The following is a 26,901-nucleotide window of genomic DNA, read 5'->3' as shown; positions in this document are numbered from 1 at the left end:
ACCGAGGCGTTAGCGATCTGGAACATCCACTACAACTACCATCGACCACACACTGCTGCCGGAGATCAGCCACCCGCGACCCGGCTCCACACCGGCGTCACCAATGTCACGGCCTCATACAGCTAGCCGCGCAGGGCGCGGACGTCCCAGACCCACACGCCGTCCACGTAGACGGCCTGCCCGCCGAGCAGCTGGTCCACCGTCTCGTGCAGGGCGTTGCCGTTGGTCACCGGGGCGAGCACGACGGCGTCGGCCTTCCAGTACTTCAGGTCCTCGACCGCCTGGGCGCGCTGCGCTGGCGTCACGGTCGGCACCTCGCCGCTGTCGCGCACGTCGGCCAGCAGGTCGGCCGTCGGGCGGTTCACCGCGCCGTAGCGGCCGCGCTTGTCGTCCGGGCCGCTCGGCCCGACGAAGTACCCGTCGGCGAGCGGGAAGCCCAGATCGGCCTCCACCTGCCAGTGCAGGGCTCGCGCGTCGCCGCCGTTGGGCAGCGGCACGACGACCACCGAACCGGACCCGACGTACTGCCGCCACGCGCCGTCGGCGAAGAAGGCCGGCGCCTCGGGGCGGACGTAGGTCTTGTAGGGCGTCGGCGCGATCGGCAGCAGCACCCAGGCCAGCGCCCCCAGCCACAGGAACCGGACGGGCAGGTTCCGGTCCCGGAAGCCCGGCGCGGCCTCGAAGACCCGGTCGGTGGCGATCGCGAGCAGTGCCGCGACCGCCGGGATGCACCCGATCGCCAGCCGCGACTCCAGCAGCGAGTCGAACAGCGGCAGCTCGTACAGCAGCTTCCACGGGCCGGGGATCCCGGTTTCCTCGTGGTTCACGACCATCTCGACGCCCAGCGACAGCCACGCCATCAGGAACATCGAGATCGCGATGGCGCGGGCCACGACGTTGCGCCACAGCCAGACGGTCAGCACCACCACCAGGATGATGAGCGGCCAGCCGAAGAACGCGTTCTCCTCGGTGCGGTTCATCGACACGTCCGCGGCCGCCTCGGGCTGGCCGGCGATCGACTCGGTCGCGAACCGGGTGAACGCCGCGGTGTCGTTGCCGACCGGGCCGTGCTCCAGGGTGAGGTAGCTCTGCGGGCCGAAGAACTGCCACCACAGCGGGTAGATCGCGATGGCGATGGCGACGACCGCCGCTACCGTCAGGCCACCGGCCATCGGTTTGACCATCCGCAGCGCCTCGCGCGGCCGCGACACCGCGTAGCCGGCGGCGAACAGCACGAACGCCATCATCATGATCAGCAGTGGTTCCTCGCCCAGGAACACCTGGTAGGCGAGCATCAGGCCGAGGATGATGCCGTCGCGCACCGGGCGATACCCCTGCGCGAGCCGGATCAGCCGCATCACGATGAACGGGATCAGGAACAACACCACGAAGTTGGGGTGCGCGTTGCCGTGCGAGATCATCGCCGGCGCGAAGCCGCAGAACGCGCCGCCGATCGCCGCGGCCGTGCGTGAGGTGACCAGGTGGCGGGAGAACACCCAGTACCAGGCGATCGACGTGCCGGCCAGACCGCCGGTGAGCGCGATCGCCCAGGTCACGGTGGGGCCGAACAGCTCGGTGATCGGCGACAGCGGGATGCTCAGGCCGAACATGGCCGTGTTGGCCATCAGGTTCACACCGACCGGGTAGTTCTGCAGGGTGGTGCCGAGCGGGTTCTCCCAGTGGAAGACCGAGTGGGCGGCGACGGCGAAGAACCACTCCCACATGTTCTGGTCCTGGCCGCTGTTGTACATGTAGCCGCCGCTGCCCAGGTTCACCCACAGCCCGGCGTAGAGGATGAACGCGGCCACGATGTAGATGGCGATGACCAGTGCGTCGGCGCGGCCGAACCGGCGCCGTTCCTCTCCGACCTCGGGCACGGTCTCGGGCGCCTGCAGCAAAGCGGTCACTCTTTCACCCTCAGGGCTCGACTACGCGGGCGAAAAAGTAGACCACACCGGTCCGGGCGTGCCGCACGAGGAGCAGGAAAGGCCGGTCGACGCGCACCTCGACCGGGTCGGCCGGGGTGACCATCGACAGGGTGCGGATCATGACCGCGGTGGCGGCGGCGCCCTCCAGGCCCTGCTCGTCGAGCTCGAGGACGGACTGGTGCTGGACGGCCGAGACGAACGCGCGCGGGTCCGGGGTGAGGCGGCCGAGCGGGGACGCGCCGGGCTCGAACAGGGTGCGCACGCCCAGCTGTTTGAGGGCGCCGGTCAGGTCGGCGGGGCGGTCGAGGTCGATCTTCGGCAGGCGCAGGTCGAGCTGGACGCGCCGGGGCGCGGCGAGCAGGGTGGCCAGTTTCGCGTCGTCGAGGTGCGGTTCCTGGTCGGCGAGGTCGCCGTCGGGCAGCAGGACCGTGGCGGTGACGCCGGCGGCGGGCAGCTCGACGACCTGCCAGCCGTCCTGGTGCGCGTAGCCGAGGTGTTCGGACTGGCGCATCATCTTGACGCGGCGCGGGCCGGCCGGGCTGTGGAACTGCTCGTCGCGGGTGTTGGCGTCGCGGAACGGGTGCTGCCAGGCGGCCTTGAGGTAGAGGGCGTTGACCAGGCTGGCGACGGTGTCCGGGCCGACCGAGTCCGGGGGCAGCAGTTCCGGGATGAGGTCGCGGGTGGTTTCGGCGACGTCGGCGTTGATGGCGCGGCGGGCGCGGTCCGGGTCGGCGACGAACGGGGCGGTCTTGGTGCTCGCGCCCGGCCAGCCCGCGAGGTCGGCGAGGAAGGTGTCGTGGACGGGCAGCTGGTCCCAGGCCCAGAGCGTGTTGGCGACGGCGAGGACCGGGTCCTCCTGCCGGGTGGTGTTGTCGAGCGTCGCGGCGGCGCGGAGGAGGTCGGCCTGCTTGGCGATGTCCGGGTCGCCGCCGGTGAGGAGCCGGAGCAGCTCCTCGGCGGCCGGGCCGTCCGCGGCCTGGCTCGCGAGGCCCAGTGCGCTGGCGATCGAGTACGGCGAGACCACCGAGTCGCCCCCGTCGCCGCCGACGACCCGGTGCACCGCGAGGCTGAAGCGCAGATGCTCACGTTCCGGCGTGGTCACGCCCCCGACGCTACCGGACGGGAGGCCGACGTTCGGTGGGGCGCGGGCATGGGGCGCACGTGGGTGACACCGCTTCGCTTCCGGCGGGAGGCCGGGACCGGGCGAGCCGGCGCGGCGTCGGCCACGGCCAGTGGCGATGAGCGGAGCTGGGTATCGCCAGCGCACGACGGCGACCGGCGACCGCCGGTGGCGGGCAATCCCACCGGCGCCCGGCCAGCCACCGGGAATCGGTCGACGCGCCTTCTCGCCGCAAGCATTCCATGCGGAGAACCCAACCGCCGCCAGCAGCGTCTCACGCCCGGCTGGGAGCAGCCGGCACGTCACGGCCGGGGCCTCAGTGGCGCCCGGTGTGCCAGCGGTGCCAGGCGGGCGCCTGGCCGTCGCAGCGTTCCGTGCGGACAACCCAACGGCCGCCGACAGCGTCTCACGCCCGGCCGGGAACGGCCGGCACGTCACGGCTGGGCCTCAGTGGCGCCCGGTGTGCCAGCGGTGCCAGGCGTGCGCCTGGGCGTCCGTCAGGGAGGCGACCTGGTCGATCACCACGCGGAGCCGCGCGGGGTCGTCCGGGGCGGCGTGCCAGGCGGGGTGGAACGCGCCTTCCAGCGGGTCCGGCGCGCGCTCGGCCAGGATCGTCACCAGTTCGGCCAGCATTTCGCGCTGGCCGGCCTGCATGGCGAGCCTGCGCGGGTCGCTCATGACGTACCGCAGCGCCAGCGCCTTCAACAGCGCGACCTCCGCCGCCACGCGTTCGGGCATCACCAGGCACGCGTCGTAGCGGGTGAGGGGGCCGTCGCCGTACTCCGCGCGCGTTCCGGTGACCGCGGCGGACGCGAACCGGCCGACCAGCTCGCTCGTCATCCGCTTCAGCGCGATCTGCCCCTGCGGCGTCGAGTCGAAACCGGGCCGCGCCAGCTCGGCCACGACGGGCAGGTCGAGCAGGTCACGCGCGGCACCCTCCAGTGCCGACACCGACAGCCGCGAGAAGTGCTTGGCCGCCAGCTCGGCCACCGCCGCCCGCTCCCCCGGGTCGGCCAGCACCGACAACGACAACCGGCCCGCCAGCACGCCGTCCTCGACGTCGTGCACCGAGTACGCCACGTCGTCGGCCCAGTCCATGATCTGCGCCTCCAGGCAGGTGCGGCCCTCCGGCGCACCCTCCCGCATCCAGTCGAACACCTCCCGGTCGTCGTCGTACACCCCGAACTTCGCCGTGCCCGGCCGCCGCGGCCACGGGTACTTCGTCGCCGCGTCGAGGCACGCGCGCGTCAGGTTCAGCCCGGCCGAGCCGACCTTCGGCTCCAGCCGGGTGAGGATGCGCAGCGTCTGCGCGTTCGCCTCGAACCCGCCGCACACCTGCGCCACCTCGTCGAGCGCCCGCTCGCCGTTGTGCCCGAACGGCGGGTGCCCGATGTCGTGCGCCAGCCCCGCCGTGTCCACCAGGTCCGGATCGGCCCCCAGCTCCTCGGCGATGCCGCGCCCGATCTGCGCGACCTCCAGCGAGTGCGTCAACCGCGTGCGCGGCACCCCGCTGACCTCGGCGCCCTCCCCAGGCCCCACCACCTGGGTCTTGCCCGCCAGCCGGCGCAGCGCCGCGGAGTGCAGGACGCGCGCCCGGTCCCGCGCGAACGCACTCCGGCCGTCCGGCCGCGACCCGGTGAGCGCCGCCCGCTTCGGCGCTTCGCCGAGCCACCGCTGTCGATCGTGCTCGCTGTACACCCCGCAACTCTACGGGCACCCACCGACAATTCCGGGGCTCGCGGGCAGGGTTCTGACCAGGACACACGAGATGCCCACTCGTGCGGGCGCGACTGGAAGCCGGGGACGGTGGGTCCGGCGGGCGCGCCGCACCCACGCGCGGCGGGGGGTAGAGGGTGACCGGCCTCGCGGCCCGGACCGGCGCCGAAGACACAGCCGGTGAGGGCGGGCTGCGGCGCGGTGAACCGGGGACGGCCTTTCAACCGCCGCACCGCACCCACGAGCACAGCCGGGGGTAAAGGGGACCCGCCTCGCGGCCCCGAAGACACAGCCAGCGAGGGCAGCCTGCGGCCGGGTGAACCGGGGGACGGCCCTTCCAGCCGCCGCGCCGCACGCACGAGCGCAACCCTGGGTAGAGGGTGACCGGCCTCGCGGCCGGACCAGCGCCGAAGACACAGCCCGTGAGGGCAGGCTGCGGCGGTGAACCGGGGACGGCCGTTCCAGCCGCCGCACCCCACCCACGAGCGCAGCCGAGGTCGAAAGAACAGGGCGACCAGTCCCGCGGCCCCGACCGGCGCCGAAACCGCAGCCAGTGAGGGCTGGGTGCGGTGGGACGAACCGGGGGCGGCCAGTCCCGCGGACCAGCACCGAACAGTCCCGCGGACCGGCGCCGAAGACACAGCCGGTGCCGGCGGAGTCCAGCGGGAGCCGTCCCCGAAGACCGACCCCCGGGGGCTCCCCGGACCTCAGCCCAGCCCGGTGCCGCCGATGTTGTCCGCCGGGGTCTTGGTCAGCCGGTAGAACAGCAGCGCCCCGGTCTCGCGGTAGATGTAGGCGAACTGCGTCTCCCGGGTCTGCACGATGGGCCCGCTGTGCGTCGGCGAGGTCCACGTCTGCAGGCCCGCGTCGTTGGCCATCGTGCGGGCCCGCAGGGAGTGCCACGGGTCGCTGACGAGCACCGCGGTCCGCCAGCCCCGCTCGCCGAACACGCCGGCCACCGCGCGCAGGCTGCCGAGCGTGTCGCTGCCCTCGCCGACCGCCAGCGTCGCCGAGCGTGGCACGCCCTGCTCGATCAGCCAGTTCGCCCCGGCCGTCGCCTCGGTGTAGGCGTCGCCGGCCTTGTTGCCGCCCGCAGTGACGATCTTCTCGGCCACCCCGTCCTCGTACAGCTGCATCGCGTGCTTCAGCCGCGCCTGGAAGATCGGCGACGGCTTCCCGTTGTACTGCGCCGCGCCGAGCACCACGATCGCGTCGGCGTGCGTGCGGTCGTCCTCGCGCGCGCCCTGCCACACCCGGAACGCCGTCCCGCCGACCACCATCACCAGCACCAGCACCGTGCCCAGCACGGCCCGGCGCACCCAGCTCACCCGATCACCCATCCCGGCCATCCTCCCAGACGGGCCCTCACAGCCAGCCGCGCTCCTCCGCCAACCGGACCGCCTCGGCCCGCGTGCGGGCGCCGGTCTTGCCGATCGCGGCGGACAGGTGGTTGCGCACGGTCCCCTCGGACAGGTGCAGGCGCCGGGCCACATCGGACACCGTGCCGCCGTCGCCGGCCGCCCGCAGCACCTCGTGCTCCCGCGGCGTCAGCGGGCTCGCCCCGGTCGCCAGCGACTCGGCGGCCAGCGCCGGGTCGACCACGCGCAGTCCGGTGTGGACCCGGCGGACCGCGTCGACGAGCTGTTCCGGCGGCGAGTCCTTCACCACGAACCCGGCCGCCCCCGCGGCCATCGCCCGCGCGAGGTACCCGGGCCTGCCGAACGTCGTGCACACGATGATCCGGCACGACGGCAGCGCCGCGTGCAGCTCGGCAGCCGCGGTCAGGCCGTCCTTGCCCGGCATCTGAACGTCGAGCAGCGCCACGTCCGGCGCGGTCTCCGTCGCCGCGGCCAGCACCTCGTCGCCCGACCCGACCTGGCCGACCACCTCGATGTCCGGCTCCAGGCCGAGCACGGTCGCCAGCGCGCCCCGCACCATCGCCTGGTCGTCGGCCAGCAGCACCCGGATCACGCAACCTCCACCGGCGTCGCCACGGGCACCTCGGCCCGCAACTGGAACCCCTCCCCGGGCCGCGCCCGGACCTGCAGCGTGCCACCCAGCTCGGCCAGCCGCTCCGCCAGCCCGCGCAACCCGTTGCCCGCCCTGTCCGGCTCGCCGCCGCGGCCGTTGTCGGAGATCTCCATCCAGTTCCGCCCCAGCCGTACCTTGACCCGGGTCGCGGCGGAATGCCGCAGCACGTTGGTCACCGCCTCCCGCAGCACGTACCCGAAGACGCTCTGCAGCTCCGGCCGCACGTTGTCCACCGCGCTCGGCAGCTCCGCCTCGATCTCCGCGGCCCGCAGCGCCGCGCGCGCCCCCACCAGCTCGGCCGACAGCGACACCTCGCGGTACTCCGACACCGTCGCGCGGACGTCCGACAACGCGCTGCGCGCCAGCCCCTCGACCTCGCGGATCTCGCTGACCGCCCGGCCCGGGTCGGCCGCGGTCTCGATCAGCCGCCGCGCCAGGCCGGCCTTGACCGCGATGGTGGTGAGGCTGTGGCCGAGGATGTCGTGCAGGTCCCGCGCCAGCCGTTCCCGTTCCGCGCTCACCGCGAGCACGGCGATCTCCTCGTTGGCCCGCCGGAGCCGCCGCACGGTCTGGGACAGCCGGCCCATGAAGAACGCCGTCGTGGTGAGGCCCACGACGGCGCCGATGTCCGACGGCGTGCCCGGCACGTTGTCGTGGACGAGCAGCAGCACCCCGCACCCGGCGAGCGCGGCGCCGTCGAACACCAGCACCCATCCGGGCGGCATGCTCATCGCGATCGCGAGCGTGGCGTAGAGGAGCATGTAGATGCTGGTGCCCTGGAGCAGCACCGCCCACCCGAGCGCGAGCATCAGCACCGCGAACGGCAACCGGACCCGCAACCGGCGGTTCGACAGCAGGAAGTACGGGAAGCTCACGTAGGTGGCGCCGTAGGCCACCAGCAGCACGATGAGCAGCGGCTCCAGGCGCTGGCCGACCGGCACGGCGCTGGCCAGGTAGAAGATCGTCCCGGCCAGCGGCCAGCGGCGCACGAACTTCGGGCTGGGCCGTCCGGCGGCGTGCTCGTTCCACCACTGCGTCCTGTCGTCGGCCACCGTGCTTCTCCCCATCACACCCGCGCGGAGTCCTTACGGTAGCGCCGGACCACGGCGATCCCGACGGCCACGGTCCACGCCGCCAGCCACAGCACGTCCTGGCCGAGGCTGGTGGTCAGGTCGGTGGTCACCGCGCCGCGGCCGACCTGCGCCATCCAGTAGCTGGGCAGCGCGTGCGAGATCTGCAGCAGCCAGTGCGGCATCGCCTCGATCGGGATGAAGATGCCGCCCAGCAGGGCCATCGGCAGCATGACCAGCTGCGTGATCGGCTGGACCGAGTCGGCCGTGCCGACCTGCCCGATGAGCAGCCCGATCAACGCGAACGGGATCGCGGCGAGCCACACCCCCAGGGTGACCCGCAGCCAGCTGCCCGCGTCCAGGGACACGCCCTGCGTGAGCGCCCCGACCAGCGGCACGAGGACCACCGGCGCGAGCGCGAGCGTCAGGCCCGTCGCGGCCTTCGCGGTGGGGTAGCCGGCGCCGGTGAGCGGGGTCAGCCGCAGCTGCCGCTGCCAGCCGGCCTTGCGCTCGACGGCCACCCGGGTGCCGATGAACAGCGCCGCCGACATGGCGCCGAACGATGTCATGCCGACCATCAGCGGCGCGACGGCGTCCTGGTCGCCGTGGGCGAAGATGCCGACGTAGAGCAGGAACATCAGCACCGGGAACGCCACCGTGAAGACCAGGAACCGCGTCGAGCGCAGCACGCGGCGGATCTCCAGGGTCAGGAACTTCAGGCTCATCGCTGGTCCTCCTCGTCGTCGGCGGTCAGGGTGAGGAAGGCGCCTTCCAGCCCGATCGCGGTGATCTCGATGTCGCGCGCGTCCGGGAAGCGAGCCAGCAGGGCCCGCAGGGTGGCATCGGAGTCCGATGTGGACACCGCGATCCGGCCGCCGCGCACCTCGTGCTCGGTGACGCCGGGCAGGTCCGCGACCGCCGCCGCGGTGCCGCCCGGTACGGCGGCGCGCAGGGTGCGGCCGCTGGCCAGGGCGCGGACCTCCGCGACGGAGCCGTCCGCGACGATCCGCCCGGCGCGCATCAGCACCACGCGGTCGGCGTACTCCTCGGCCTCCTCCAGGTAGTGCGTCGCGAACAGCACGGTGCGGCCGGTGTTGGTGTAGGCGTGCATGGACTTCCAGAACTCGCGCCGGCTCGGGACGTCCATCGCGGCGGTCGGCTCGTCGAGGACGAGCAGGTCCGGGTCGCTGACGAGGGCCACGGCGAACCGCACGCGCTGCTTCTGGCCGCCGGAGAGCTTGGTGCCGCGCCGGTTCGCCAGGTCCTCGATGCCCGCACGGCGCAGGGCCTCGGCAACGGGCATCGGCTTGCGGTGCAGCGACGCGATCATGCCGACCATTTCGCCGACGGTCGCGTCGTCCAGCAGCGCGGCGCCCTGGAGCATGGCGCCGATCGCGCCGCGGGACACGGCCTCGGCCGGGGTCGCGCCGAAGATCGACACCTCACCGGAATCGGGGGCGGTCAGGCCGAGCAGCATGTCGACGGTCGTCGACTTCCCGGCGCCGTTCGGGCCGAGCAGCGCGACCACCTCGCCCGGTGCGATGGTGAGGTCGACACCGTCCACGGCACGCACCTCGCCGTAGTGTTTGCGCAGGCCCGACAGCCGCACCGCGGCCCGGGTCAGGGTCTGTGTTCCGTCCATGTGCTCAGCGTGCCGCCGCGACGGCCGCGGTTCGCAGGCCGAGCGTCACGACCTGACCGTGACAAGTGTCAGGGCTCGTTTCCCAGATATGAGATATTCTCCCTGATGTGAGAACGATGGAGGATCGTCTGGCCGCGCGCCTGGCGGAGCTGCGGGCGCAACGGGGCTGGTCGCTCGACGACCTCGCGGACCACTCGGGGATCAGCCGGTCGACGCTGTCGCGGGTGGAACGCGGCGAGATCAGCCCGACCGCGTCCCTGCTGGGCAAGCTGTGCACCGTGTACGAGCGGCCGATGTCACGCCTGCTGACCGAGGTGGAGGCCGAGGGCGCGCAGGTCGTGCGGGCTTCGGCGCAGAGCGTGTGGACCGACGAGGACAGCGGGTTCGTGCGCCGTTCGGTGTCGCCGCCGCACCCGGCGCTGCGGGCCGAGGTCGTCGAGGGCACGCTGCGACCGGGGGCGGACATCCGGTACGACGCGCCGTCCGTGCCCGGGCTGGAGCAGCACGTGTGGGTGCTCGAGGGGACCCTGGAGCTGACCGTCGAGGGCGAGACGCACGCGCTGGGCCCCGGCGACTGCCTGCGGTTCCGGCTGTGGGGGCCGACGCGGTTCCGGTGTTCGGGTCCCGAGGCGGCCCGTTACCTGCTGGTCCTGGTGATGCCGTGATCACGCGACTGTCCGCGGCGGAGTTCGCCGGCGCCGTGCCCGCGCTGGCGGAGGTGCTCGCCGACTGCACCAACGGCGGCGCGTCCGTCGGGTTCCTGGCACCGCTCGAGGCGGCGGCGGCCGAGGCGTGGTGGAAGGAGCTGGCCGGTGAGGTGGCCGAGGGGCGCGTCCTGGTCTGGGCGGCGTGGGACGGCTCCCGCCTGGTGGGCACGGTGCAGGTCCGGCCGGCCCGGTTGCCGAACGCGCCGCACCGCGCGGAGCTGGCGAAACTGCTGGTCCACCGCGACGCACGGGGCCGCGGGCTGGGCCGGGCACTGCTGACGGAGGCCGAACGCGGCGCTCGTGGGGCCGGGATCACGCTGCTGGTGCTGGACACGGAGACCGGCAGCCCCGCGTCGCGGCTGTATGAGTCGGCGGGCTGGACGGAGGCCGGCACGGTGCCGGACTACGCCGCCGACCCGGCAGGGACGCTGAAGCCGACGACGTTCTACTTCAGGAGGCTCTGAGCCCAGCGACCGCACCTGGGGAGCCCTCGGGTGGCGGCCGGCGACGCCGCCGGGTGGGCACGGTGGCGGGCCGGGCGGTGTGGTGACCGGCCGCAGTGGCGGCTGACGGGCCCTGGCCGCGGTAGCGGCTCGCGCGTCGCGGCCGCGGTAGCGGCTCGCGCGTCGCGGCCGCGGTAGCGGCCTCGCCCGCCCGGCCACGGTGGGCGACTCGCGCACCCCGCGCCGCAGTGGGCGGCTCGCGCACCCCGGCCGCGGTAGCGGCTCGCGCACCCCGGCCGCGTCGCGGCCTCGCCCGCCCGGCCACGGTGGGCGGCTCGCGCACCCCGCGCCGCTGTGGACCAGCTCGCCCGGCGCGGCCCGCGCGCATCGCGGCCACGGGTGGTGGCTCGCCCGGCCCGCCGCGGTAGCGGCTCGCGCACTCCCGGGGCGGTCGCGGCTCGCGCGGCCCGGGTGCGGTCGTGACCAGGGCGCCGGCGGATTCGCGCGACGGCGCGCCGGCGCCGATTCCACCCGCATACCGAAAAGCCCTGGTCACACAGTGCGTGACCAGGGCTTTCGAACGGTCTTCGTCAGCAGCCGGGGAGCCGGGCGGCGAGGTAGGCCTCCACCTTGTCGATCGCCACGCGCTCCTGCTGCATGCTGTCGCGCTCCCGCACCGTCACGGCCTGGTCCTCGAGCGTGTCGAAGTCCACGGTGACGCAGAACGGGGTGCCGACCTCCTCCTGGCGGCGGTAGCGCTTGCCGATCGAGCCGGCGTCGTCGAAGTCGACGTTCCAGTTGCGGCGCAGCTGGGCGGCCAGGTCCTTCGCCTTCGGCGTCAGGTCGGCGTTGCGGGACAGCGGCAGCACCGCGACCTTGAACGGCGCCAGGCGCGGGTCGAGCTTGAGCACGACGCGCTTGTCGACGCCGCCCTTGGCGTTGGGCACCTCGTCCTCGTGGTAGGCGTCCAGCAGGAACGCCATCATCGGGCGGCCCACACCGGCGGCCGGCTCGATGACGAACGGCCGGTAGCGCTCCTTGGTGGCCTGGTCGAAGTAGGCCAGGTCGACGCCGGAGTGGTTGGAGTGCGTGGTGAGGTCGAAGTCGGTGCGGTTCGCGATGCCCTCGAGCTCACCCCACTCCTGGCCGGCGGAGAAACCGAAGCGGTACTCGATGTCGACGGTGCGCTTCGAGTAGTGCGACAGCTTCTCCTTCGGGTGCTCGTAGTGCCGCAGGTTGTCGCGGTTGATGCCGAGGTCGGTGTACCACTCGGTGCGCAGGTCGATCCAGTACTGGTGCCAGCGCTCGTCCTCGCCCGGCTCGACGAAGAACTCCATCTCCATCTGCTCGAACTCGCGGGTGCGGAAGATGAAGTTGCCGGGCGTGATCTCGTTGCGGAACGACTTGCCGATCTGGCCGATGCCGAACGGCGGCTTCTTCCGCGACGTGGTCAGCACGTTGAGGAAGTTCACGAAGATGCCCTGCGCGGTCTCCGGGCGGAGGTAGTGCAGGCCCTCCTCGGACTCGACCGGGCCCAGGTGCGTCTTGAGCATCATGTTGAACTCGCGCGGCGGCGTGTACTGGCCGCGGGTGCCGCAGTTCGGGCAGGGGACGTCGGACAGGTCGTCCTCGGAGGTCTCCTTGCCGGTGCGGGCGCTGTAGTCCTCGGCCAGCTGGTCGGAGCGGAAGCGGCGGTGGCACGCGGTGCACTCGACGAGCGGGTCGTGGAAGGCGTTGACGTGACCGGAGGCCACCCACACCTGGCGGGGCAGGATCACGGAGGAGTCGAGGCCGACGACGTCGTCGCGGCTCTGGACCATCGTGCGCCACCACTGGCGCTTGATGTTCTCCTTGAGCTCGACGCCGAGCGGTCCGTAGTCCCACGCCGACCGGGTTCCGCCGTAGATCTCCCCGCTCGGGAAGACGAAGCCACGACGCTTGCACAGGCTGACGACGGTCTCAATGTTGGCGGGCACTCCACGCTCTCCATCAGATGCGGGGACGGTTATCGGTTCCGTTCAGCGTATCCGGCCCTCGTCGCGGCCCGGCGCGGGGCTTGACATGGCGAGGGGGAGGCGATAACGGCAACCACTACCGGGAGAACACTAGGATGGGGTGATACCGACCGACACGAGGCTGGAGATGGCTATGCCGATGGCTCGTCCGGACGCCGCGTTGCCCGGATTGCCCGACGACGCCGACCAGGTCCACGCCGCCGACGAGCTGAAGCCACGCACGCCGCCCCAGCCCGCCGCGACGCTGTCCGAGGCCGGTGAGCTGCTGCGGGCCCTGTCGGCGCCGGTGCGCATCGCGATCGTGCTCCAGCTGCGGGACGCCGACCGGTGCGTGCACGAGCTGGTCGACGCGCTCGACGTGGCGCAGCCGTTGATCAGCCAGCATCTGCGCGTGCTCAAGGCGGCCGGTGTGGTGCGAGGTGAGCGCCGGGGCCGTGAGGTGGTCTACCGGCTCGTGGACGATCATCTGGCGCACATCGTGATGGACGCGGTGGCCCACGTCCAGGAGGGTTCATGACGAGTAGCGAGGTTCGCCGGGCGCCGGTGCCCGGCCGCCGGTCGACGAAGCAGCGCGCGGCCGTGGTCGACCTGCTGTCGGAGGTCGACGACTTCCGGTCGGCGCAGGAACTGCACGACGAGCTGCGCAAACGTGGCGACGGCATCGGCCTGACCACGGTGTACCGGACGCTGCAGTCCCTGTCCGAGGCCGGCGAGGTGGACGTGCTGCGAACCGAGTCCGGCGAGGCGATCTACCGCCGCTGCTCGACGCACCACCACCATCACCTGGTCTGCCGGCACTGCGGTTTCACGGTGGAGGTGGAGGGTCCGGCGGTGGAGCGCTGGGCGGAGAAGGTCGCGTCCGGCAACGGCTTCTCGGACATCCGGCACACGGTGGAGATCGTCGGCACGTGCGCGGAGTGCACGAAGCGGTTGGGGAGCTAGGTTCGGTCGCCGGCCCGGGTAGCCGGATGCCTGGGTGGTGGCCGGGCGACGCTGTCCGGGTTCGCGGGCGCAGCCCCAGGGGCGCGCGGGGGCTGGAACCGTGGCTGGGCGCGGTTCCTCGTCAGCCGCGGCGGGGCCGGAACCACTCCCCGCGCGGGGCGCGGGCATCCCTCAGCGGGAGCTAGTACTCATAGGCGTCCTGGGGTGCGGGGATCGGCTGGAGTGCGGTGACCGTGACGTCCGGGGTGTAGCCGTTCGCGGCGGTTGCCGTGCCGGGGACGAGTTGGCCTGTCACCTCCAGCCAGCTGTCGTCGGGGAAGCGGGCCGCTTGTGGGCCGGTCAGGCGGACCGTCATCGGGGAGGCGTCGGCCGCGCAGCACCGGATCACCATCCGGGCCAGCAGGACGCCCTCCTTCGCGTGCACGACGAAACCACTCAGCCGGACCGTGCGGCCGTTGAGCGAGCCGCGGGAGTCCCAGCCGGCGCGGGTGACGAACTCGGTGAGGGTCAGGGGCACCACGTCCCCGGCCGGCAGCGGTGGGAAGGCGGCGGCGTCCTGGGCGACCGCTGAGCGGGGCGCGCCCGCCGAGGTGCGGATGACCGAGTCGGAGCCGAGCGCGGGCGGGGCGACGAGGAACACCGCCAGCACCGGGACGACCAGCAGCCACGCCGACCGCGCCGGGTGGTGGTGGTCGTGCCCGGCGGTGTCCGTCCCGGCCTGATGGGTGGCCGACCGCGCCGGGTCGTCGTGGTCCTGTCCCCCGGTGACCGTCCTGGTCTGGCGGGCGGTCAGCACGTCCCGGACGATCGCGACCGCGCCGAGCAGCAGGATCACCGCGCCCCCGGCGACCACCCACGGCTGCTGCGCGGGTTTGACGTAGCGCAGGTAGTCGCCGTTGATGCCGATCTTGAGCAGCGCCCCGCCGAGCAGCACCAGCAGGATGTTCTGCGTTTCGCGACGCACCAGGTCCCTCCCTTACCGTGCCGGCACGATCGTCAGCCAGTCGGCCGCGGAGACCACGAACGCGACGGCACCGGCCATCGCGAGCAGCGCGGCGACCGCCCCGAACGCGATCCCGGCCCGGGCCAGCCCACCCGCGGCGTCGCGGCTGAGGACGCCGAACAGGACGGCCAGCACCGCCATCACCAGGATCAGGACCCACAGCGCGCCGAGCACCAGCGTGAGCACGACGGCCAGCGGTGACGGCAGCGCGTCCCCGGCGCGCGGCCGGACGAACGCCCAGGTCACCCACACCGACATGGCCATCACGACCCCGACGGCGCCGAGCGCGGCCGATGCCACCGCGAGCCCGGCCCGTGGCTGTTGCTGGATCATCTCGCACCTCCCAGGACGAGGACCCCGACGATCACCGCGCAAGCGGTCGCCACGACGAACGTCACCGGGGCGAACCGTACCGCGAACGAGCGCCCGAACGTGCCGGCCTGCAGCGCGAACAGCTTCACGTCGATCGCCGGGCCGACCACCAGGAACACCAGCCGCGGCAGCAGCGGGAGCGCGGTGAGGGAGGCGGCCACGAACGCGTCGGCCTCGCTGCACAGGGCGAGCACGACCGCGAGGACGGCCATCACCAGCACGCCCAGCACGATCTGGTTGCTCAGGACCTCGAACCAGGCGGCGGGCACGAGGACGTTCATGGCGGCGGCGATGAGCGCGGCGAGCACCAGGAACCCGGCCGACTCGACCAGGTCGGCGCGCGCGGTTTCGGCGAAGGTGCGCCACTTCCCGCCGCCCTCGGGCAGCCGTTCCAGGGCGCGCTGGACGATCCAGTCGAGCTTGCCCCACCGCGCCCAGAGCAGGCCCATGACGACGGCGGTCGCGAAGGAGCCGAGGAACCGGGCGAGCACCATCGCCGGCTCTCCGGGGAAGGCGACCGCGGTGGCGACGAGCACCACCGGGTTCACCGCCGGGGCGGCGAGCAGGAAGGTGAGCGCGGCGGCCGGGGCGACCCCCTGGCCGATGAGGCGGCGCGCCACCGGCACCGACGCGCACTCGCAACCGGGCAGGGCGACGCCGGCCAGGCCCGCGACGCCCACCGCGCCCGCCTGGTTCCGCGGGATGACCCGGCGCAGGACACGTGCCGGGACGAACGCCGCGATCGCCCCGCTGATCAGGACGCCGAGCACGAGGAAGGGCAGGGCCTGCACGCACACCGCGACGAACACCGTGGACCCGGTCCGCAGGGCGGGCACGTCGAGCACGTCGCGCAGCCAGCCCTGCCCGAGGACGGCGACGATCAGGAGGGCGCAGAGCACCTCGATGGAGGTGACCCGCCCCCGGCGCCGCTTGCCCTCGGGCTCGGTTCGGTCCAGTACTTCGCTCACGGGGCCGATACTGCCAGGGACGGGCGACAGGAACGGCGGGCCGGGTCGACGAGTGGACCATCTCGTGTAGTGAGGCGCACGAGATGACCATTTCGTGGAGAAGTTTGGTGCACGAGTGGACCGTTCGTGCTGGGGCGGGAGGGTGGCCACTGGACCCGCGGCAGGCCGGGACGAGAGGCGGTTGATGCTGACCGGCGCGCGGCGGGTAGCCGCTTGGCTGGGCGGGGTCGCGTGGGTGGCAGGTGCGGCCCGGCGCGGTCGCGTGAGTGGCAGAGGTAGCTCCGGCTCCGTGGGACCGTGTGACTGGCAGAGGCAGCTCCGGCTCCGTGGGACCGTGTGACTGGCACAGGCAGCTCCGGCCCGGCGCGGTCCGTGACCGGCACAGGCAGCTCCGGCCCGGCGCGGTCGCGTAACCGGCAAAGGCAGCTCCGGCCCGGCGCGGTCCGTGACCGGCACAGGCAGCTCCGGCCCGGCGCGGTCGCGTGACCGGCACAGGCAGCTCGCAGCCACTCCAGCTCGGCGAGGTCGCGTGAGTGAGGGGCCGGTTCGTGGTGGGCCGTTCGGTGAGGCGGTCCTTTCGCGCTGTCTCAGCGTGCAGCGGGTGCGCGGGGCCGCCGAGCGAGAGCGGCTGCCGCTCACACCACCCCGGCCGGGGTCAGGTCAGCTCGGAGCGCAGCTGGGACGCCGTCGAGACCACCAGCATCAGCAGGGTCCCCAGCGCGGAGATCTCCAGCCCCTGCGCGGGGAACGCGTACCGCAGCGTCAGGTCCAGCCCGCGCTCCGCGTGCTGCACCCCCAGCGTTCCGAACAGGCCCTGGCCCGCCCGCTCGGCCGCCTTCGCCGCGAAGGCCGGGTCGTCGGGCAGGTCCCAGCCGACCACGCAGGTCAGGCTGAGCACCGTCAGGCCCTCCGCGAGCTGCGTCGACTGCACCACGCACGGCACGCCGTTGTGGGAGAACGTCAGCGCACCGTCATCATCGACGTGGACCTCCAGGTACGTCTCGAGCGCTTCCCGGGCCCGGCTCAGCAGCTCCGCCGTGTCGGCCGCCTCCGTGTTCACGACGCCCCCTTCGCCGCGTCCACCGCGGCCCCGAACCGGCGGTCCCGGCGCGCGTACTCCTCGCACGCGGCCCACAGCTGGCGGCGGTCGAAGTCCGGGAAGAGCGTGTCCTGGAACACGAACTCCGCGTAGGCCGACTGCCAGAGCATGAAGTTCGACGTGCGCAGCTCACCGGAGGGCCGCAGGAACAGGTCCACGTCGGGCATGTCCGGCTGGTACAGGTACTTGGCGAGCATCCGCTCGTCCACCTTGTCCGGGTTGATCTTGCCCTCGGCGGCCAGCCGCGCCACCTGACGGGCCGCGTCCACGATCTCCGCGCGTCCCCCGTAGTTCACGCACATCGTCATGTTCATGAGCGTGTTGTGCCTGGTCTTCTCCTCGGCGGCCTGCAGCTCCTTGATGACGCTGCGCCACAGCCGCGGCGCGCGCCCGGCCCACCGGATCCGCACGCCGATCGAGCCCAGGTAGTCGACCTGACGGCGGATCGTGTCGCGGTTGAAGCCCATCAGGAACCGCACCTCGTCGGGGCTGCGCTTCCAGTTCTCCGTCGAGAACGCGTACACCGAGAGCCACTTGACGCCCAGCTCGACCGCGCCGCTGGCGACGTCGATCATCACGGCCTCACCGCGCTTGTGCCCCTCGATCCGCGGCAGGCCGCGCTGGTTGGCCCAGCGGCCGTTGCCGTCCATCACGAGGGCGACGTGGTTGGGCACCAGCTCGGCGGGGATCGCCGGCGGCTTCGCGCCGGACGGGTGCGGGTCCGGGGCCCGCAGTTCCACCGCAGCCGAACTCACCGCACGTGCCTTGAGCCGCACCTGATCCTCCCACTGCCTCGGGTTGCGGCTTCCGACCCTACTTGCCCGGCTGGAGCTCCCTGGCACGCCTCTCGACGAGCGGCAACGACTTCAGCTGCCGCTCCAGGTGCCACTGCAGGTGAGCGGCGACGATGCCGCTGGCGTCCCGGCGGGCCGCGGGGACCGACGCCTCCGCGACGTCCCAGTCGCCGTGCAGCAGCGACTCCAGCAGGACCAGCACCTCCGGCGCCGGGTGCACCGAGCCCGCGACCCGGCAGTCGCCGCACAGCGAGCCGCCGGCCTGCACGTTGAACGCGGCGTGCGGGCCGGGCAGGCCGCAGCGGGCGCACTCGGTGATGGCGGGCGCCCACCCGGCGAACGACATCGCGCGCAGCAGGAACGCGTCCAGGACCAGCGAGGCGTCCCGCTGACCGTCGGCCAGCGCCCGCAGCGCCCCGACGACCAGCAGGTACAGCCGCATCGCCGGCTCACCCTCCTCGACGGTGAGCCGGTCGGCGGTCTCGGCGATCGCGCTGGCCGCCGTGTAGCGCTGGTAGTCGCCCACGAGCGGCAGCGCGAACGCGTCGACCGTCTGGACCTGCGTGATCACGTCCAGGGTGCGGCCGGTGTAGAACTGCACGTCGACGTGCCCGAACGGCTCCAGCCGCGCCCCGAACCGCGACGTCGTGCGGCGCACCCCCTTCGCGACGGCCCGGACCTTGCCGTAGCGCCGCGTGAGGAAGGTGATGATGCGGTCCGCCTCACCCAGCTTGTGGACCCGCAGCACCACACCGGTGTCGCGATAAAGACTCACGTCCCCATGGTCTCACCACTGCCGGGGTGGCTGCTGGCCGTATGCCTGCTGCGGAGGCGCGTAACCGGCCGGCGGCACCGGATACCCGGGCTGCTGCTGGACCGCGTACCCGGGCTGTGGCGGCGCGCCCGGCGGAACCCGCAGGACGATCGTACCGATGATCTTGTCGGAGAACGTCTGGCTCTTGTCGTCCCACAGCGGCCACAGGTAACCGAGGCAGAACAGCCAGCCGTCCACCACGTGGCACAGGTCCCGAACGAACGCCATCCCGCCGCCGATCGGCTGACCGGTCCGGTCGCTGATCATCCGGATGTTCATCACGCGCTTGCCCAGGCTCTGGCCGGTGCGACCGGCCTGGACCCAGCGGTTGTAGATGACCCAGCCGATCCCCGCGCAGTACGCGACGCCCACGAGGATGATCCCCACGGTCACGCTGATCGCGAAACCGATGGCAGCCAGGAGGAGGCCGCCCAGGACCGGCAGCGCGTCGATCAGGTACGCGCCGACGCGCTGGCCCCAGCTCGCGTAGTCCGGCCGCGGCCCGTAGCCCGGCATCCCGGGATAGCCGGCCGGCGCGGGCGCACCGTAGGGCTGTTGCGCCGGGAAACCGCCGGACGGAACGCCCCACTGCGGCTGCTGGCCCGGGTAGCCGCCGGGCGGCGGCTGCTGGCCGTACGGATAGGTCACGGGATCCCCCTCTGTTCGGAGCAAGTGCGGCGGCAGACTACTTCGCCGCACCCCGGGCGTGATCAACGGCACGCCCGTTTTCCCCGGACGTTCACACGGACAACCCGGTGAACGGCGCGAACGGAAGGTTCCGGACCACGAACCACACGGCGAGGACCACCGCGACCACGGGCCCGGTCCAGCGCCGGCGCCACCAGGCGCGCACCGGCCGCCCGCGGTAGCGGTCCCAGGCCCAGCTCGCCAGGCCCGCCGCGGCGACCACCACGAACACCACCGCGACCGCGTTGTAGCGCAACGCGCCGGGCAGGTCACCGTGGAGGAGGCTCGCCATCATGCGCAGCCCGCCACAGAGCGGGCAGTCGACGCCGAACAGCAGCTTGGTCGGGCACACCGGGCTCAGGCCACCGGGCGTTCGCGGCTCCGCCCAGACGATCGCGGCGCAGCACCCGGCGAGACCGGCGACGGCCAGCGACGGCGTCCCGAGTGCCCGCCAGCCGGCCATGACGGGTCAGAAACCCAGGCGGCGCAACTGCTTCGGGTCGCGCTGCCAGTCCTTCGCGACCTTCACGTGCAGGTTGAGGTAGACCTTGGTGCCCAGCAGCTTCTGGATCTGCTGCCGCGCCTGCGCGCCCACCGCCTTCATGCGTTCGCCCTGGTGGCCCAGGATGATCCCCTTCTGGCTGGGCCGCTCGACGTACACCGTCGCGTAGATGTCGAGCAGGTCGCGCTTGTCCTCGCGCGGCAGCATCTCCTCCACGGTCACCGCGATGGAGTGCGGCAGCTCGTCGCGCACGCCCTCCAGCGCCGCCTCGCGGATCAGCTCCGCCACGAGCGTCTGCTCGGGCTCGTCGGTCAGGTCGCCGTCCGGGTAGAGCTGCGGGCCCTCCGGCAGCCGCGCGACGAGCAGGTCCTCCAGCTGCTGGACCTGGAAACCGTCCACGGCGGACACCGGGATCAGCTCCTCGAAGTCCAGCACGTCCTGCAGCGCCAGCAGCTGCTCGGCGATCTGCTCCGGCTTGGCCAGGTCGGTCTTGGTGACGATCCCGATCACCGGCGTGCGCTGGGCGACCTTGCGCAGCTCGCTCGCGATGTAGCGGTCACCGGGGCCGACCTTCTCGTCGGCGGGCACGCAGAACCCGACGACGTCCACTTCGGACCACGTCTCGCGCACGACGTCGTTGAGCCGCTGCCCGAGCAGGGTCCGCGGCTTGTGCACGCCCGGCGTGTCCACGATGACCAGCTGGGCGTCGTCGCGGTGGACGATGCCGCGGATGGCGTGCCGGGTGGTCTGCGGCTTGCTCGAGGTGATCGCGACCTTGGTGCCGACCAGTGAGTTGGTCAGGGTGGACTTGCCGGCGTTGGGGCGGCCGACGAAGCAGGCGAAACCGGAGCGGTGGGTCACAGGATTTCCCGCACGGTTCCGGACGGGTCGGCCCGCAGGATCGCCGCCGTCTTCGCCAGGTCGCGCACGGCCTGCACGGACGCCTCGGCCACGAACGGCTCGGCCGTGACGACCGCGGCCGCCTCCAGGCCCTCCGCCCCGCTGGACACCGCCGCCGCGACCGCCGCCTGCAGCGCGGTGATCTTGAACGACGGCAGGTCGACCGTGGTGGCCGCGTAGGTGCGGCCGTCGGTGTCGCGCACCGCGGCGCCCTCGGCGGCGGAGTTCCGCGCCCGCGCGGATCGGGCGAGGATGACGATCTTCTCGTCCTCCGGGTCCAGCTCAGGCATGGTCCACACTCCTGTCGGCCTCGTCGTGGTCACCGTTTCCGGTACGCACCCTACGTCCGGCCAGCTCGTCGCTCTCCGCCTGCACCACCACGGTCGTGATCCGCATCCGTCCGCGGCGGTCCTTGCCGCCCTCGGCGTGCAGCCGCAGCCCGTCCACCTCGGCCTCGGCGCCGGGCAGCGGCACCCGGCCGAGCCGCTGCGCGAGCAGGCCGTCGACGGTCTCCACGTCGTGGTCCTCCAGGTCCAGTCCGAACAGCTCGCCCAGGTCGCCGACGCCCAGCCGCGCCGACACCCGCACCGTGCGGTCGTCGAGGTGCTCGACCGGCGGCCGCTCCTCCTGGTCGGACTCGTCGGTGATCTCGCCGACGATCTCCTCCAGGATGTCCTCGATGGTCAGCAGGCCCGCGGTGCCGCCGTACTCGTCGACCGCGATCGCCAGGTGGTTGTGCGACACCTGCATCTCCCGCAGCAGGTCGTCCAGGCGCTTGGAGTCCGGCACGAAGCTCGCCGGGTACATCAGGTCCGCCACCGGTCTGGCCTCGCCGCCCTCGAGCTGCGCGCGCACCAGGTCCTTGATGTTGACCACGCCGACGATGTCGTCCACCGACTCGTCGATCACCGGCAGCCGCGTGAAGCCGGTGCGCAGCGACAGGGCCAGCGCCTGCCGGACGCTCTTGGTCTGCTCGATCCAGATGATCTCGGTGCGCGGCACCATCACCTCGCGCGCGACCGTGTCGCCCAGCTCGAACACCGAGTGGATCATCTGCCGCTCGCCCGGCTCCACCACCCCGCGCTCCTCGGCCAGGTCGACCAGCTCACGCAGCTCGATTTCCGTGGTGAACGGGCCTTCGCGGAAGCCCTGCCCGGGGGTGATCGCGTTGCCGATGATGATCAGCAGCCGGGACAGCGGTCCGAGGACGGAGCCGAGCACCCGCACCGGCCAGGCCACCAGCGTGCCGACGCGGTAGGGGTGCTGGCGGCCGATCGTGCGCGGACCGACGCCGATGAGGACGTAGCTGACCAGCAGCATCACCAGCGCGGCCACCACCACCGCCAGCGCCTCGGGCTCGATCCACCGCAGGAACACCACGGTGACCAGGACCGTCGCGGTGAGCTCACAACCCAGCCGCAGCAGCACGAGCAGGTTGATGTGCCGTCGCCGCTCGTCGATCACCATGGCCAGCTGGCGGGCGCCGGGGCGGCCCATCCGGATCAGCCCCTCGGCGCGGGCTTTCGACACGCTGCTGACCGCCGCGTCGGCGGCCGCGAGCAGGCCGCCGAGCAGCACCAGCGCCACGGCGATCACCAGCAGAGCGGCTGAACTCGCCATCTCCGGTGGCCTCAGCTCTCGGCGTCGGCCGGGCCGTCCAGGCCCGCGGCTCCCAGCAGCCGGTCGTCGGCCGTGCGCTGCGCGTCGCGCCGCTTGGCCTCGGCGACCGCGGCCTGGAAGTCGGCGAGGATCCGCTTCTGCAGCCCGAACATCTCGCGTTCCTCGGCCGGTTCGGCGTGGTCGTAGCCGAGCAGGTGCAGCACGCCGTGCACGGTGAGCAGGTGCAGCTCGTCGAGCAGGGAGTGACCGGCCGTGCGGGCCTGGTCCCTGGCGAAGGCCGGGCACAGCACGATGTCGCCGAGCAACGCCGGTGACGGGTCACCGGCGTCCGGGCGGCCGGCGGCGTCCAGCTCGTCCATCGGGAAGGCCATGACGTCGGTGGGACCGGGCAGGTCCATCCAGCGTTCGTGCAGGTCGGACATGACGTCCAGGGTCACCAGCACCACCGACAGCTCGGCGAGCGGGCTGACCTCCATGCGGTCCAGCGCGAAGCGCGCGGCGGCGACGATCGAGGTCTCGTCCACCGCGACACCGGACTCGTTCGCGATCTCGATGGTCATGCTCAGTGCCGGCCCCGCCAGCCGTTGCCGGTGCCGGTGCCGCGCTCGGCGTCCTGCTCGGCCTGCCACTTCTCGTAGGCGTCCACGATGTCCCCGACCAGCCGGTGGCGCACCACGTCGGAGCTGGTCAGCGTGGCGAAATGCAAGTCTTCCACGCCTTCCAGGATGTCACGCACCACCCGCAGGCCCGACTTCTGCCCGGTCGGCAGGTCGACCTGCGTGATGTCGCCGGTCACCACGATCTTCGAGCCGAAGCCGAGCCGGGTGAGGAACATCTTCATCTGCTCGGGCGTGGTGTTCTGCGCCTCGTCGAGGATGATGAACGCGTCGTTGAGGGTGCGGCCGCGCATGTAGGCCAGCGGCGCGATCTCGATCGTGCCGGCCTGGATCAGGCGCGGGATCGAGTCCGGGTCGACCATGTCGTGCAGCGCGTCGTAGAGCGGCCGCAGGTACGGGTCGATCTTCTCGGACAGCGTGCCCGGCAGGAAGCCGAGCCGCTCCCCGGCCTCGACCGCGGGGCGGGTGAGGATGATCCGGGTGATCTGCTTGGCCTGCAGTGCCTGCACGGCCTTCGCCATCGCCAGGTACGTCTTGCCGGTGCCGGCTGGGCCGACCCCGAACACGATCGTGTGCTTGTCGATGGCGTCGACGTAGCGCTTCTGGTTCAGCGTCTTGGGGCGGATGGTGCGGCCACGCCGGGACAGGATGTCCATGCTGAGCACTTCGGCGGGCGACTCCGTGCCGCCCGCCGAGAGCATGCCGACGGTGCGGCGGACGGTGTCCGGGCCGACCTGCTGGCCGCGCCCGGCCAGGGCGACCAGCTCGGCGAACACGCGCTCGCCGAACGCGACGTCCGCGGGCTCCCCGGTGAGGGTGACCTCGTTGCCCCGGACGTGCACGTCGGCGGCCAGCAGTTCCTCGGCGACCCGCAGGTTCTCGTCGCGGGATCCGAGCAGCGTCAGCACGGCGCCGTCCGGGATGGGGAACCGGGACTGGGCGCTGCGCGTGCTCCGTGCGGTTCCGGTGGTCTCAGTGACGTCCCCGGCGCTGTCGGGAACGTCCGATCGGGCGGCTCCACCCTGTGCGGTTCCGGCCAAGTTTCCTCGGGCCTGCCTTCTGCGTTTCCGCTGCTCGCTTCCTGCTTACCCCATCGATGCTAGCGGGCCGGGCGGGTCGCGCGCAGTCGGTTACTTCGCGAGTCGCCCGAAGAACCCGAGCTGCTCCCCGCCCAGGACGTGCGCGTGCACGTGGAAGACGGTCTGGCCGGCGTCACCCTCCGTGTTGAAGACCACGCGGTAGCCCGACTCGGCGATGCCCTCCAGCTCGGCGACCTTCGCGGCGGTGGTCAGCACGTCGGACAGCAGTTGCGGATCGGCCGCGGCCAGCTCGGCGACATTCCGGTAACGCTTCTTCGGCACCACGAGCACGTGCACGCGGGCCTGCGGCTGGATATCACGAAACGCGAAAGTTGTTTCGGTTTCGTACACCTTGTCGCTCGGAATCTCGCCCGCGATGATCCGCTCGAACAACGTCTCGGCATCACTCATGCGGCGAACCCTATCGCGTGCCGGGATGCCCGGTGGCACAAGGGAAGTCGCGGATCGCGGGAGACGCCGCGGGGCGGTGGAGCCTGGGGGTCGCTCCACCGCCTCCGCGGCTCCGCCGGACCGAGGGGGGAGGTGTCCGGCGGGGCTTTGGGCACCCGGGGGCCACCCCAGGTGTCGTGTGGGCCAGGGTAATGGGTGCGACGGCTCGTGCGCCACAGTCGACACCCAATTTTTTCCAGGTTCCGAAGACGGCCGGTACGCGAATGGGCGTCCGCGCCGGTGGGGCGCGGGTTCGCGGGCGCCGCCACCGGGCTGATTCGCCCGGAACGGCGACCACGCTGCGTGACGATCGGGGGTGGCCCGGCGCGGCCGGTGAGGGGTTCGAGCGCGGAGGTTGGGCTGGGCGTGGAATGCGCCACGCCGTGGCGGACTTGGGGAGGTCGGCACCGCAGCGGGGGGGTCATTGGGCCCAGGGCGGCCCAGCCGCCACCGGCCCAGCCGGAATCAAGCCCAGCGGGACGTCATCGCGCCCAGGGCGCCCAGCGCCACCGCCGCCGCGGTCGAGGTTCGCAGCACCGTCGGGCCCAGGCGGACCCCGACGGCGCCCGCCGCGGTCAGGGTCTCCAGCTCGCCGTCCGTGATGCCGCCCTCCGGGCCCACCACCAGCACCACGTCACCGGCCTCGGGCAGCGACAACGAAGTCAGCCGCCGCGAAGCGCTGCCTTCGAGCACCACCGCGCAGGCCGCCCGCGCCACCACCTCGGCCAGCTGCGCCGTGGTCACCGGCTCGCGAACCGGCGGCACCCACGCCCGCCGGGCCTGCTTGGCCGCCGCGCGCGCCGTGTTCTGCCAGCGGGCCAGCGCCTTCGCCCCGCGCGGGCCCTCCTCCCAGCGCACCACACTGCGCTCGGCGCGCCACGGCAGGATCTCGTCCGCCCCGGCCTCCGTCGTCAGCTCCACCGCCAGCTCACCGCGGTCGCCCTTGGCCAGCGCCTGCGCCACGACGACCCGCACCGCGGGCCCGGGCTCGGTCCACCGCCGGGACACCGACAGGTCCAGCACCGGCGCGTGCCGGGGCCGGACCCCGGCGATCACGCACTCCGCGGCCGAGCCCCGGCCGTCCGACACGACCAGCCGCTCCCCCGCCCGCATGCGCCGCACGGTCGCCGCGTGCCGGGCTTCCTCGCCGTCGAGCACCAGGTCACCCGAAGCAGGCACCTCCTCGACGAGGAACACCGGCGGCGTGGTGGACGGCATTACTTGTGGCTCTTGGCGCGCAGCTTCGAGAACAGCCCGCCCTGGTGCCGCCCGTTGGACATCCCGGACTCCTCGCCGCGCAGCTGGGCCAGCTGCTGCAGCAGCTCCCGCTGGGCGTCGTCGAGCTTGGTCGGCACCGTGACGTCCACGTGGACGTGCAGGTCACCACGCCCGTCGACCCGCCCGGACGACCGCAGCCGCGGCATGCCCATGCCCGCCAGCACCAGCTCGGTGCCCGACTGGGTGCCCGGGTCGACCGACAGCTCGTACTCGCCGTCGATCAGGGTCTCCAGCGGCACCGTGGCGCCCAGCGCGGCCGCGGTCATCGGGATCCGCAGGTTGCAGTGCAGGTCGTGGCCCTCGCGCACGAACACCTCGTGCGGCTCCTCGTCGACCTCGATGTAGAGGTCGCCGGCCGGGCCGCCACCGGGACCGACCTCGCCCTGCGCCGACAACCGGATCCGCATCCCGTCGCCGACCCCGGCCGGGATCTTCGCCGTCACCGAGCGGCGCGCGCGCACCCGGCCGTCGCCACCACACTGGCGGCACGGGTCGGTGATGACCTCGCCGAAGCCGCGGCACACCGGGCACGGCCGCGACGTGACGACCTGCCCGAGGAACGACCGCTGCACCGACTGGATCTCGCCCTGCCCGCCACACGTGTCGCAGGTCTTGACCGTGCCGCCGGGGGCCGTGCCGTTGCCGTGGCACTGGTCGCACAGCACCGCCGTGTCGACCGTGATCTCCTTGTCGACCCCGGTCGCGCACTCCTCGAGGCTCAGGCTGATCCGGATCAGCGCGTCCGAGCCCGGCTGGACCCGGCTGCGCGGGCCGCGCCCGCGACCACCACCACCGGTGGCCGCGCCGAAGAAGGCGTCCATGATGTCGCCGAGACCACCGAACCCGCCGAACGGGTCACCGCCGCCACCGGCGCGGGCGCCGTTGTCCAGCGGGTCGCCGCCGAGGTCCACGATCTTGCGCTTCTGCGGGTCCGACAGGACCTCGTAGGCCGTGGTGACCTCGCTGAACCTGTGCTGGGCGTCCTCGGACGGGTTGACGTCGGGATGCAGCTCGCGGGCGAGCTTGCGGTAGGCGCGCTTGATCTCCTGATCACTCGCGTTCTTGGGCACCCCGAGGATGCCGTAGTAGTCCCTGGCCACCTTC

The 26,901-nt window shown here is 72.7% G+C and carries 29 protein-coding genes and 1 pseudogene; 5 read left to right on the top strand and 25 right to left on the bottom strand.

The genetic code is table 11. From position 1 onward, the window contains the following. Positions 1-126: pseudogene (locus D0D15_RS19555) on the top strand (IS481 family transposase); the annotation flags it as partial. Here the strand turns inward: D0D15_RS19555 and D0D15_RS19550 are convergent. From D0D15_RS19550 to D0D15_RS19515, 8 genes are all read right to left on the bottom strand, one after another. Beyond that, positions 123-1,907, bottom strand: a complete 1,785-nt coding sequence (locus D0D15_RS19550) for a glycosyl transferase (RefSeq protein WP_115944638.1) — start codon at positions 1,905-1,907, stop codon at positions 123-125. The pseudogene D0D15_RS19555 and the gene D0D15_RS19550 sit on opposite strands and share 4 nt — an antisense overlap. A 10-nt stretch (positions 1,908-1,917) precedes the next feature. Then, positions 1,918-3,030: a serpin family protein gene (locus tag D0D15_RS19545; protein ID WP_094008887.1), complete on the bottom strand. Its 1,113-nt coding sequence runs from the start codon at positions 3,028-3,030 to the stop codon at positions 1,918-1,920. A gap of 465 nt (positions 3,031-3,495) precedes the next feature. Beyond that, the gene (locus D0D15_RS19540) at positions 3,496-4,746 is read right to left on the bottom strand and encodes a deoxyguanosinetriphosphate triphosphohydrolase (RefSeq protein ID WP_115944637.1); all 1,251 of its coding nucleotides are present in this window, start codon (positions 4,744-4,746) and stop codon (positions 3,496-3,498) included. A 725-nt stretch (positions 4,747-5,471) separates the two neighbouring features. Continuing rightward, positions 5,472-6,104 (bottom strand): YdcF family protein, encoded by a 633-nt coding sequence (locus D0D15_RS19535; protein ID WP_115944636.1) that lies wholly within the window; start codon positions 6,102-6,104, stop codon positions 5,472-5,474. A gap of 25 nt (positions 6,105-6,129) precedes the next feature. Beyond that, positions 6,130-6,735: a response regulator transcription factor gene (locus D0D15_RS19530; protein WP_094008884.1), complete on the bottom strand. Its 606-nt coding sequence runs from the start codon at positions 6,733-6,735 to the stop codon at positions 6,130-6,132. Next, a complete protein-coding gene (locus D0D15_RS19525) occupies positions 6,732-7,847 on the bottom strand; it encodes a sensor histidine kinase (RefSeq protein ID WP_094008883.1) in 1,116 nt (371 codons plus the stop codon). The genes D0D15_RS19530 and D0D15_RS19525 overlap by 4 nt, the downstream gene beginning before the upstream one ends. A 14-nt stretch (positions 7,848-7,861) precedes the next feature. Continuing rightward, positions 7,862-8,590 (bottom strand): ABC transporter permease, encoded by a 729-nt coding sequence (locus tag D0D15_RS19520; RefSeq protein WP_094008882.1) that lies wholly within the window; start codon positions 8,588-8,590, stop codon positions 7,862-7,864. Further along, on the bottom strand, positions 8,587-9,507 hold the full coding sequence (locus D0D15_RS19515; protein WP_115944635.1) for an ABC transporter ATP-binding protein: 921 nt from the start codon (positions 9,505-9,507) through the stop codon (positions 8,587-8,589). Before D0D15_RS19515 ends, D0D15_RS19520 begins: the two co-directional genes overlap by 4 nt. Before the next feature lie 116 nt (positions 9,508-9,623). Here D0D15_RS19515 and D0D15_RS19510 point away from each other — a divergent pair, with 116 nt between their 5' ends. Both D0D15_RS19510 and D0D15_RS19505 read left to right on the top strand, forming a co-directional pair. Next, positions 9,624-10,172, top strand: a complete 549-nt coding sequence (locus D0D15_RS19510) for a helix-turn-helix domain-containing protein (protein WP_094008880.1) — start codon at positions 9,624-9,626, stop codon at positions 10,170-10,172. Next, on the top strand, positions 10,169-10,678 hold the full coding sequence (locus D0D15_RS19505; protein WP_094008879.1) for a GNAT family N-acetyltransferase: 510 nt from the start codon (positions 10,169-10,171) through the stop codon (positions 10,676-10,678). Before D0D15_RS19510 ends, D0D15_RS19505 begins: the two co-directional genes overlap by 4 nt. A gap of 569 nt (positions 10,679-11,247) precedes the next feature. Here the strand turns inward: D0D15_RS19505 and D0D15_RS19500 are convergent. Beyond that, positions 11,248-12,633: a glycine--tRNA ligase gene (locus tag D0D15_RS19500; RefSeq protein ID WP_094008878.1), complete on the bottom strand. Its 1,386-nt coding sequence runs from the start codon at positions 12,631-12,633 to the stop codon at positions 11,248-11,250. Positions 12,634-12,805: 172 nt separating this feature from the next. Between D0D15_RS19500 and D0D15_RS19495 the strand changes: the two genes are divergently transcribed. After that, positions 12,806-13,189 carry an ArsR/SmtB family transcription factor gene (locus D0D15_RS19495; protein WP_094008877.1) on the top strand — a complete coding sequence of 128 codons (384 nt, stop codon included), beginning with the start codon at positions 12,806-12,808 and terminating at the stop codon, positions 13,187-13,189. Beyond that, the gene (locus D0D15_RS19490) at positions 13,186-13,614 is read left to right on the top strand and encodes a Fur family transcriptional regulator (RefSeq protein WP_094008876.1); all 429 of its coding nucleotides are present in this window, start codon (positions 13,186-13,188) and stop codon (positions 13,612-13,614) included. The genes D0D15_RS19495 and D0D15_RS19490 overlap by 4 nt, the downstream gene beginning before the upstream one ends. Positions 13,615-13,795: 181 nt before the next feature. Here the strand turns inward: D0D15_RS19490 and D0D15_RS19485 are convergent, their stop codons facing one another. From D0D15_RS19485 to dnaJ, 16 genes are all read right to left on the bottom strand, one after another. Continuing rightward, positions 13,796-14,578 (bottom strand): TIGR03943 family putative permease subunit, encoded by a 783-nt coding sequence (locus D0D15_RS19485; protein WP_094008875.1) that lies wholly within the window; start codon positions 14,576-14,578, stop codon positions 13,796-13,798. Positions 14,579-14,590: 12 nt separating this feature from the next. Next, positions 14,591-14,950 carry a hypothetical protein gene (locus D0D15_RS19480; RefSeq protein WP_094008874.1) on the bottom strand — a complete coding sequence of 120 codons (360 nt, stop codon included), beginning with the start codon at positions 14,948-14,950 and terminating at the stop codon, positions 14,591-14,593. Beyond that, positions 14,947-15,957 carry a permease gene (locus D0D15_RS19475; protein WP_115944634.1) on the bottom strand — a complete coding sequence of 337 codons (1,011 nt, stop codon included), beginning with the start codon at positions 15,955-15,957 and terminating at the stop codon, positions 14,947-14,949. The genes D0D15_RS19480 and D0D15_RS19475 overlap by 4 nt, the downstream gene beginning before the upstream one ends. Before the next feature lie 655 nt (positions 15,958-16,612). Further along, positions 16,613-17,017: a hypothetical protein gene (locus D0D15_RS19470; protein ID WP_094008872.1), complete on the bottom strand. Its 405-nt coding sequence runs from the start codon at positions 17,015-17,017 to the stop codon at positions 16,613-16,615. Continuing rightward, positions 17,014-17,832: an isoprenyl transferase gene (locus D0D15_RS19465; RefSeq protein ID WP_094008871.1), complete on the bottom strand. Its 819-nt coding sequence runs from the start codon at positions 17,830-17,832 to the stop codon at positions 17,014-17,016. The genes D0D15_RS19470 and D0D15_RS19465 overlap by 4 nt, the downstream gene beginning before the upstream one ends. Before the next feature lie 37 nt (positions 17,833-17,869). Further along, positions 17,870-18,625: a DNA repair protein RecO gene (gene recO / locus D0D15_RS19460; RefSeq protein ID WP_094008870.1), complete on the bottom strand. Its 756-nt coding sequence runs from the start codon at positions 18,623-18,625 to the stop codon at positions 17,870-17,872. 12 nt (positions 18,626-18,637) lie between these two features. After that, positions 18,638-19,312, bottom strand: a complete 675-nt coding sequence (locus D0D15_RS19455; RefSeq protein WP_198958396.1) for an RDD family protein — start codon at positions 19,310-19,312, stop codon at positions 18,638-18,640. Between the two features lie 91 nt (positions 19,313-19,403). Continuing rightward, positions 19,404-19,814, bottom strand: coding sequence for a DUF2752 domain-containing protein (locus D0D15_RS19450; RefSeq protein ID WP_094008868.1), 411 nt, complete (start codon positions 19,812-19,814; stop codon positions 19,404-19,406). 6 nt (positions 19,815-19,820) lie between these two features. Beyond that, positions 19,821-20,714 carry a GTPase Era gene (gene era, locus D0D15_RS19445; protein WP_094008867.1) on the bottom strand — a complete coding sequence of 298 codons (894 nt, stop codon included), beginning with the start codon at positions 20,712-20,714 and terminating at the stop codon, positions 19,821-19,823. After that, positions 20,711-21,043: a cytidine deaminase gene (locus D0D15_RS19440; RefSeq protein ID WP_094008866.1), complete on the bottom strand. Its 333-nt coding sequence runs from the start codon at positions 21,041-21,043 to the stop codon at positions 20,711-20,713. The genes era and D0D15_RS19440 overlap by 4 nt, the downstream gene beginning before the upstream one ends. Further along, complete coding sequence (locus D0D15_RS19435; protein WP_115944633.1) at positions 21,036-22,373, bottom strand: hemolysin family protein; 1,338 nt, start codon at positions 22,371-22,373, stop codon at positions 21,036-21,038. Before D0D15_RS19435 ends, D0D15_RS19440 begins: the two co-directional genes overlap by 8 nt. A gap of 11 nt (positions 22,374-22,384) precedes the next feature. Next, positions 22,385-22,933, bottom strand: coding sequence for an rRNA maturation RNase YbeY (gene ybeY / locus D0D15_RS19430; RefSeq protein ID WP_115944632.1), 549 nt, complete (start codon positions 22,931-22,933; stop codon positions 22,385-22,387). Positions 22,934-22,935: 2 nt separating this feature from the next. Beyond that, a complete protein-coding gene (locus tag D0D15_RS19425) occupies positions 22,936-24,030 on the bottom strand; it encodes a PhoH family protein (RefSeq protein WP_094008863.1) in 1,095 nt (364 codons plus the stop codon). A 90-nt stretch (positions 24,031-24,120) separates the two neighbouring features. Beyond that, positions 24,121-24,480, bottom strand: coding sequence for a histidine triad nucleotide-binding protein (locus D0D15_RS19420; RefSeq protein ID WP_094008862.1), 360 nt, complete (start codon positions 24,478-24,480; stop codon positions 24,121-24,123). A gap of 504 nt (positions 24,481-24,984) precedes the next feature. Further along, a complete protein-coding gene (locus tag D0D15_RS19415) occupies positions 24,985-25,737 on the bottom strand; it encodes a 16S rRNA (uracil(1498)-N(3))-methyltransferase (RefSeq protein WP_115944631.1) in 753 nt (250 codons plus the stop codon). Then, a complete protein-coding gene (gene dnaJ, locus D0D15_RS19410; RefSeq protein WP_094008860.1) occupies positions 25,737-26,897 on the bottom strand; it encodes a molecular chaperone DnaJ in 1,161 nt (386 codons plus the stop codon). The genes D0D15_RS19415 and dnaJ overlap by 1 nt, the downstream gene beginning before the upstream one ends. Between the last annotated feature and the right edge of the window lie 4 nt (positions 26,898-26,901).

This window comes from Amycolatopsis thermalba, assembly GCF_003385215.1.
Lineage (GTDB): Bacteria > Actinomycetota > Actinomycetes > Mycobacteriales > Pseudonocardiaceae > Amycolatopsis_E > Amycolatopsis_E thermalba.
Note: the sequence above shows the minus strand (reverse complement) of the source record. Positions and strands in the feature narration are given on the sequence as shown.

Bases quoted from the DNA above. Each gene is read 5' to 3' on its own strand.
- D0D15_RS19535 (WP_115944636.1), bottom strand. From the start codon at position 6,104: ATGGGTGATCGGGTGAGCTGGGTGCGCCGGGCCGTGCTGGGCACGGTG.
- D0D15_RS19520 (WP_094008882.1), bottom strand. From the start codon at position 8,590: ATGAGCCTGAAGTTCCTGACCCTGGAGATCCGCCGCGTGCTGCGCTCG.
- D0D15_RS19515 (WP_115944635.1), bottom strand. From the start codon at position 9,507: ATGGACGGAACACAGACCCTGACCCGGGCCGCGGTGCGGCTGTCGGGC.
- D0D15_RS19510 (WP_094008880.1), top strand. From the start codon at position 9,624: ATGGAGGATCGTCTGGCCGCGCGCCTGGCGGAGCTGCGGGCGCAACGG.
- D0D15_RS19495 (WP_094008877.1), top strand. From the start codon at position 12,806: ATGCCGATGGCTCGTCCGGACGCCGCGTTGCCCGGATTGCCCGACGAC.
- D0D15_RS19490 (WP_094008876.1), top strand. From the start codon at position 13,186: ATGACGAGTAGCGAGGTTCGCCGGGCGCCGGTGCCCGGCCGCCGGTCG.
- D0D15_RS19480 (WP_094008874.1), bottom strand. From the start codon at position 14,950: ATGATCCAGCAACAGCCACGGGCCGGGCTCGCGGTGGCATCGGCCGCG.
- D0D15_RS19450 (WP_094008868.1), bottom strand. From the start codon at position 19,814: ATGGCCGGCTGGCGGGCACTCGGGACGCCGTCGCTGGCCGTCGCCGGT.
- D0D15_RS19440 (WP_094008866.1), bottom strand. From the start codon at position 21,043: ATGCCTGAGCTGGACCCGGAGGACGAGAAGATCGTCATCCTCGCCCGA.
- D0D15_RS19435 (WP_115944633.1), bottom strand. From the start codon at position 22,373: ATGGCGAGTTCAGCCGCTCTGCTGGTGATCGCCGTGGCGCTGGTGCTG.
- ybeY (WP_115944632.1), bottom strand. From the start codon at position 22,933: ATGACCATCGAGATCGCGAACGAGTCCGGTGTCGCGGTGGACGAGACC.
- D0D15_RS19420 (WP_094008862.1), bottom strand. From the start codon at position 24,480: ATGAGTGATGCCGAGACGTTGTTCGAGCGGATCATCGCGGGCGAGATT.
- D0D15_RS19415 (WP_115944631.1), bottom strand. From the start codon at position 25,737: ATGCCGTCCACCACGCCGCCGGTGTTCCTCGTCGAGGAGGTGCCTGCT.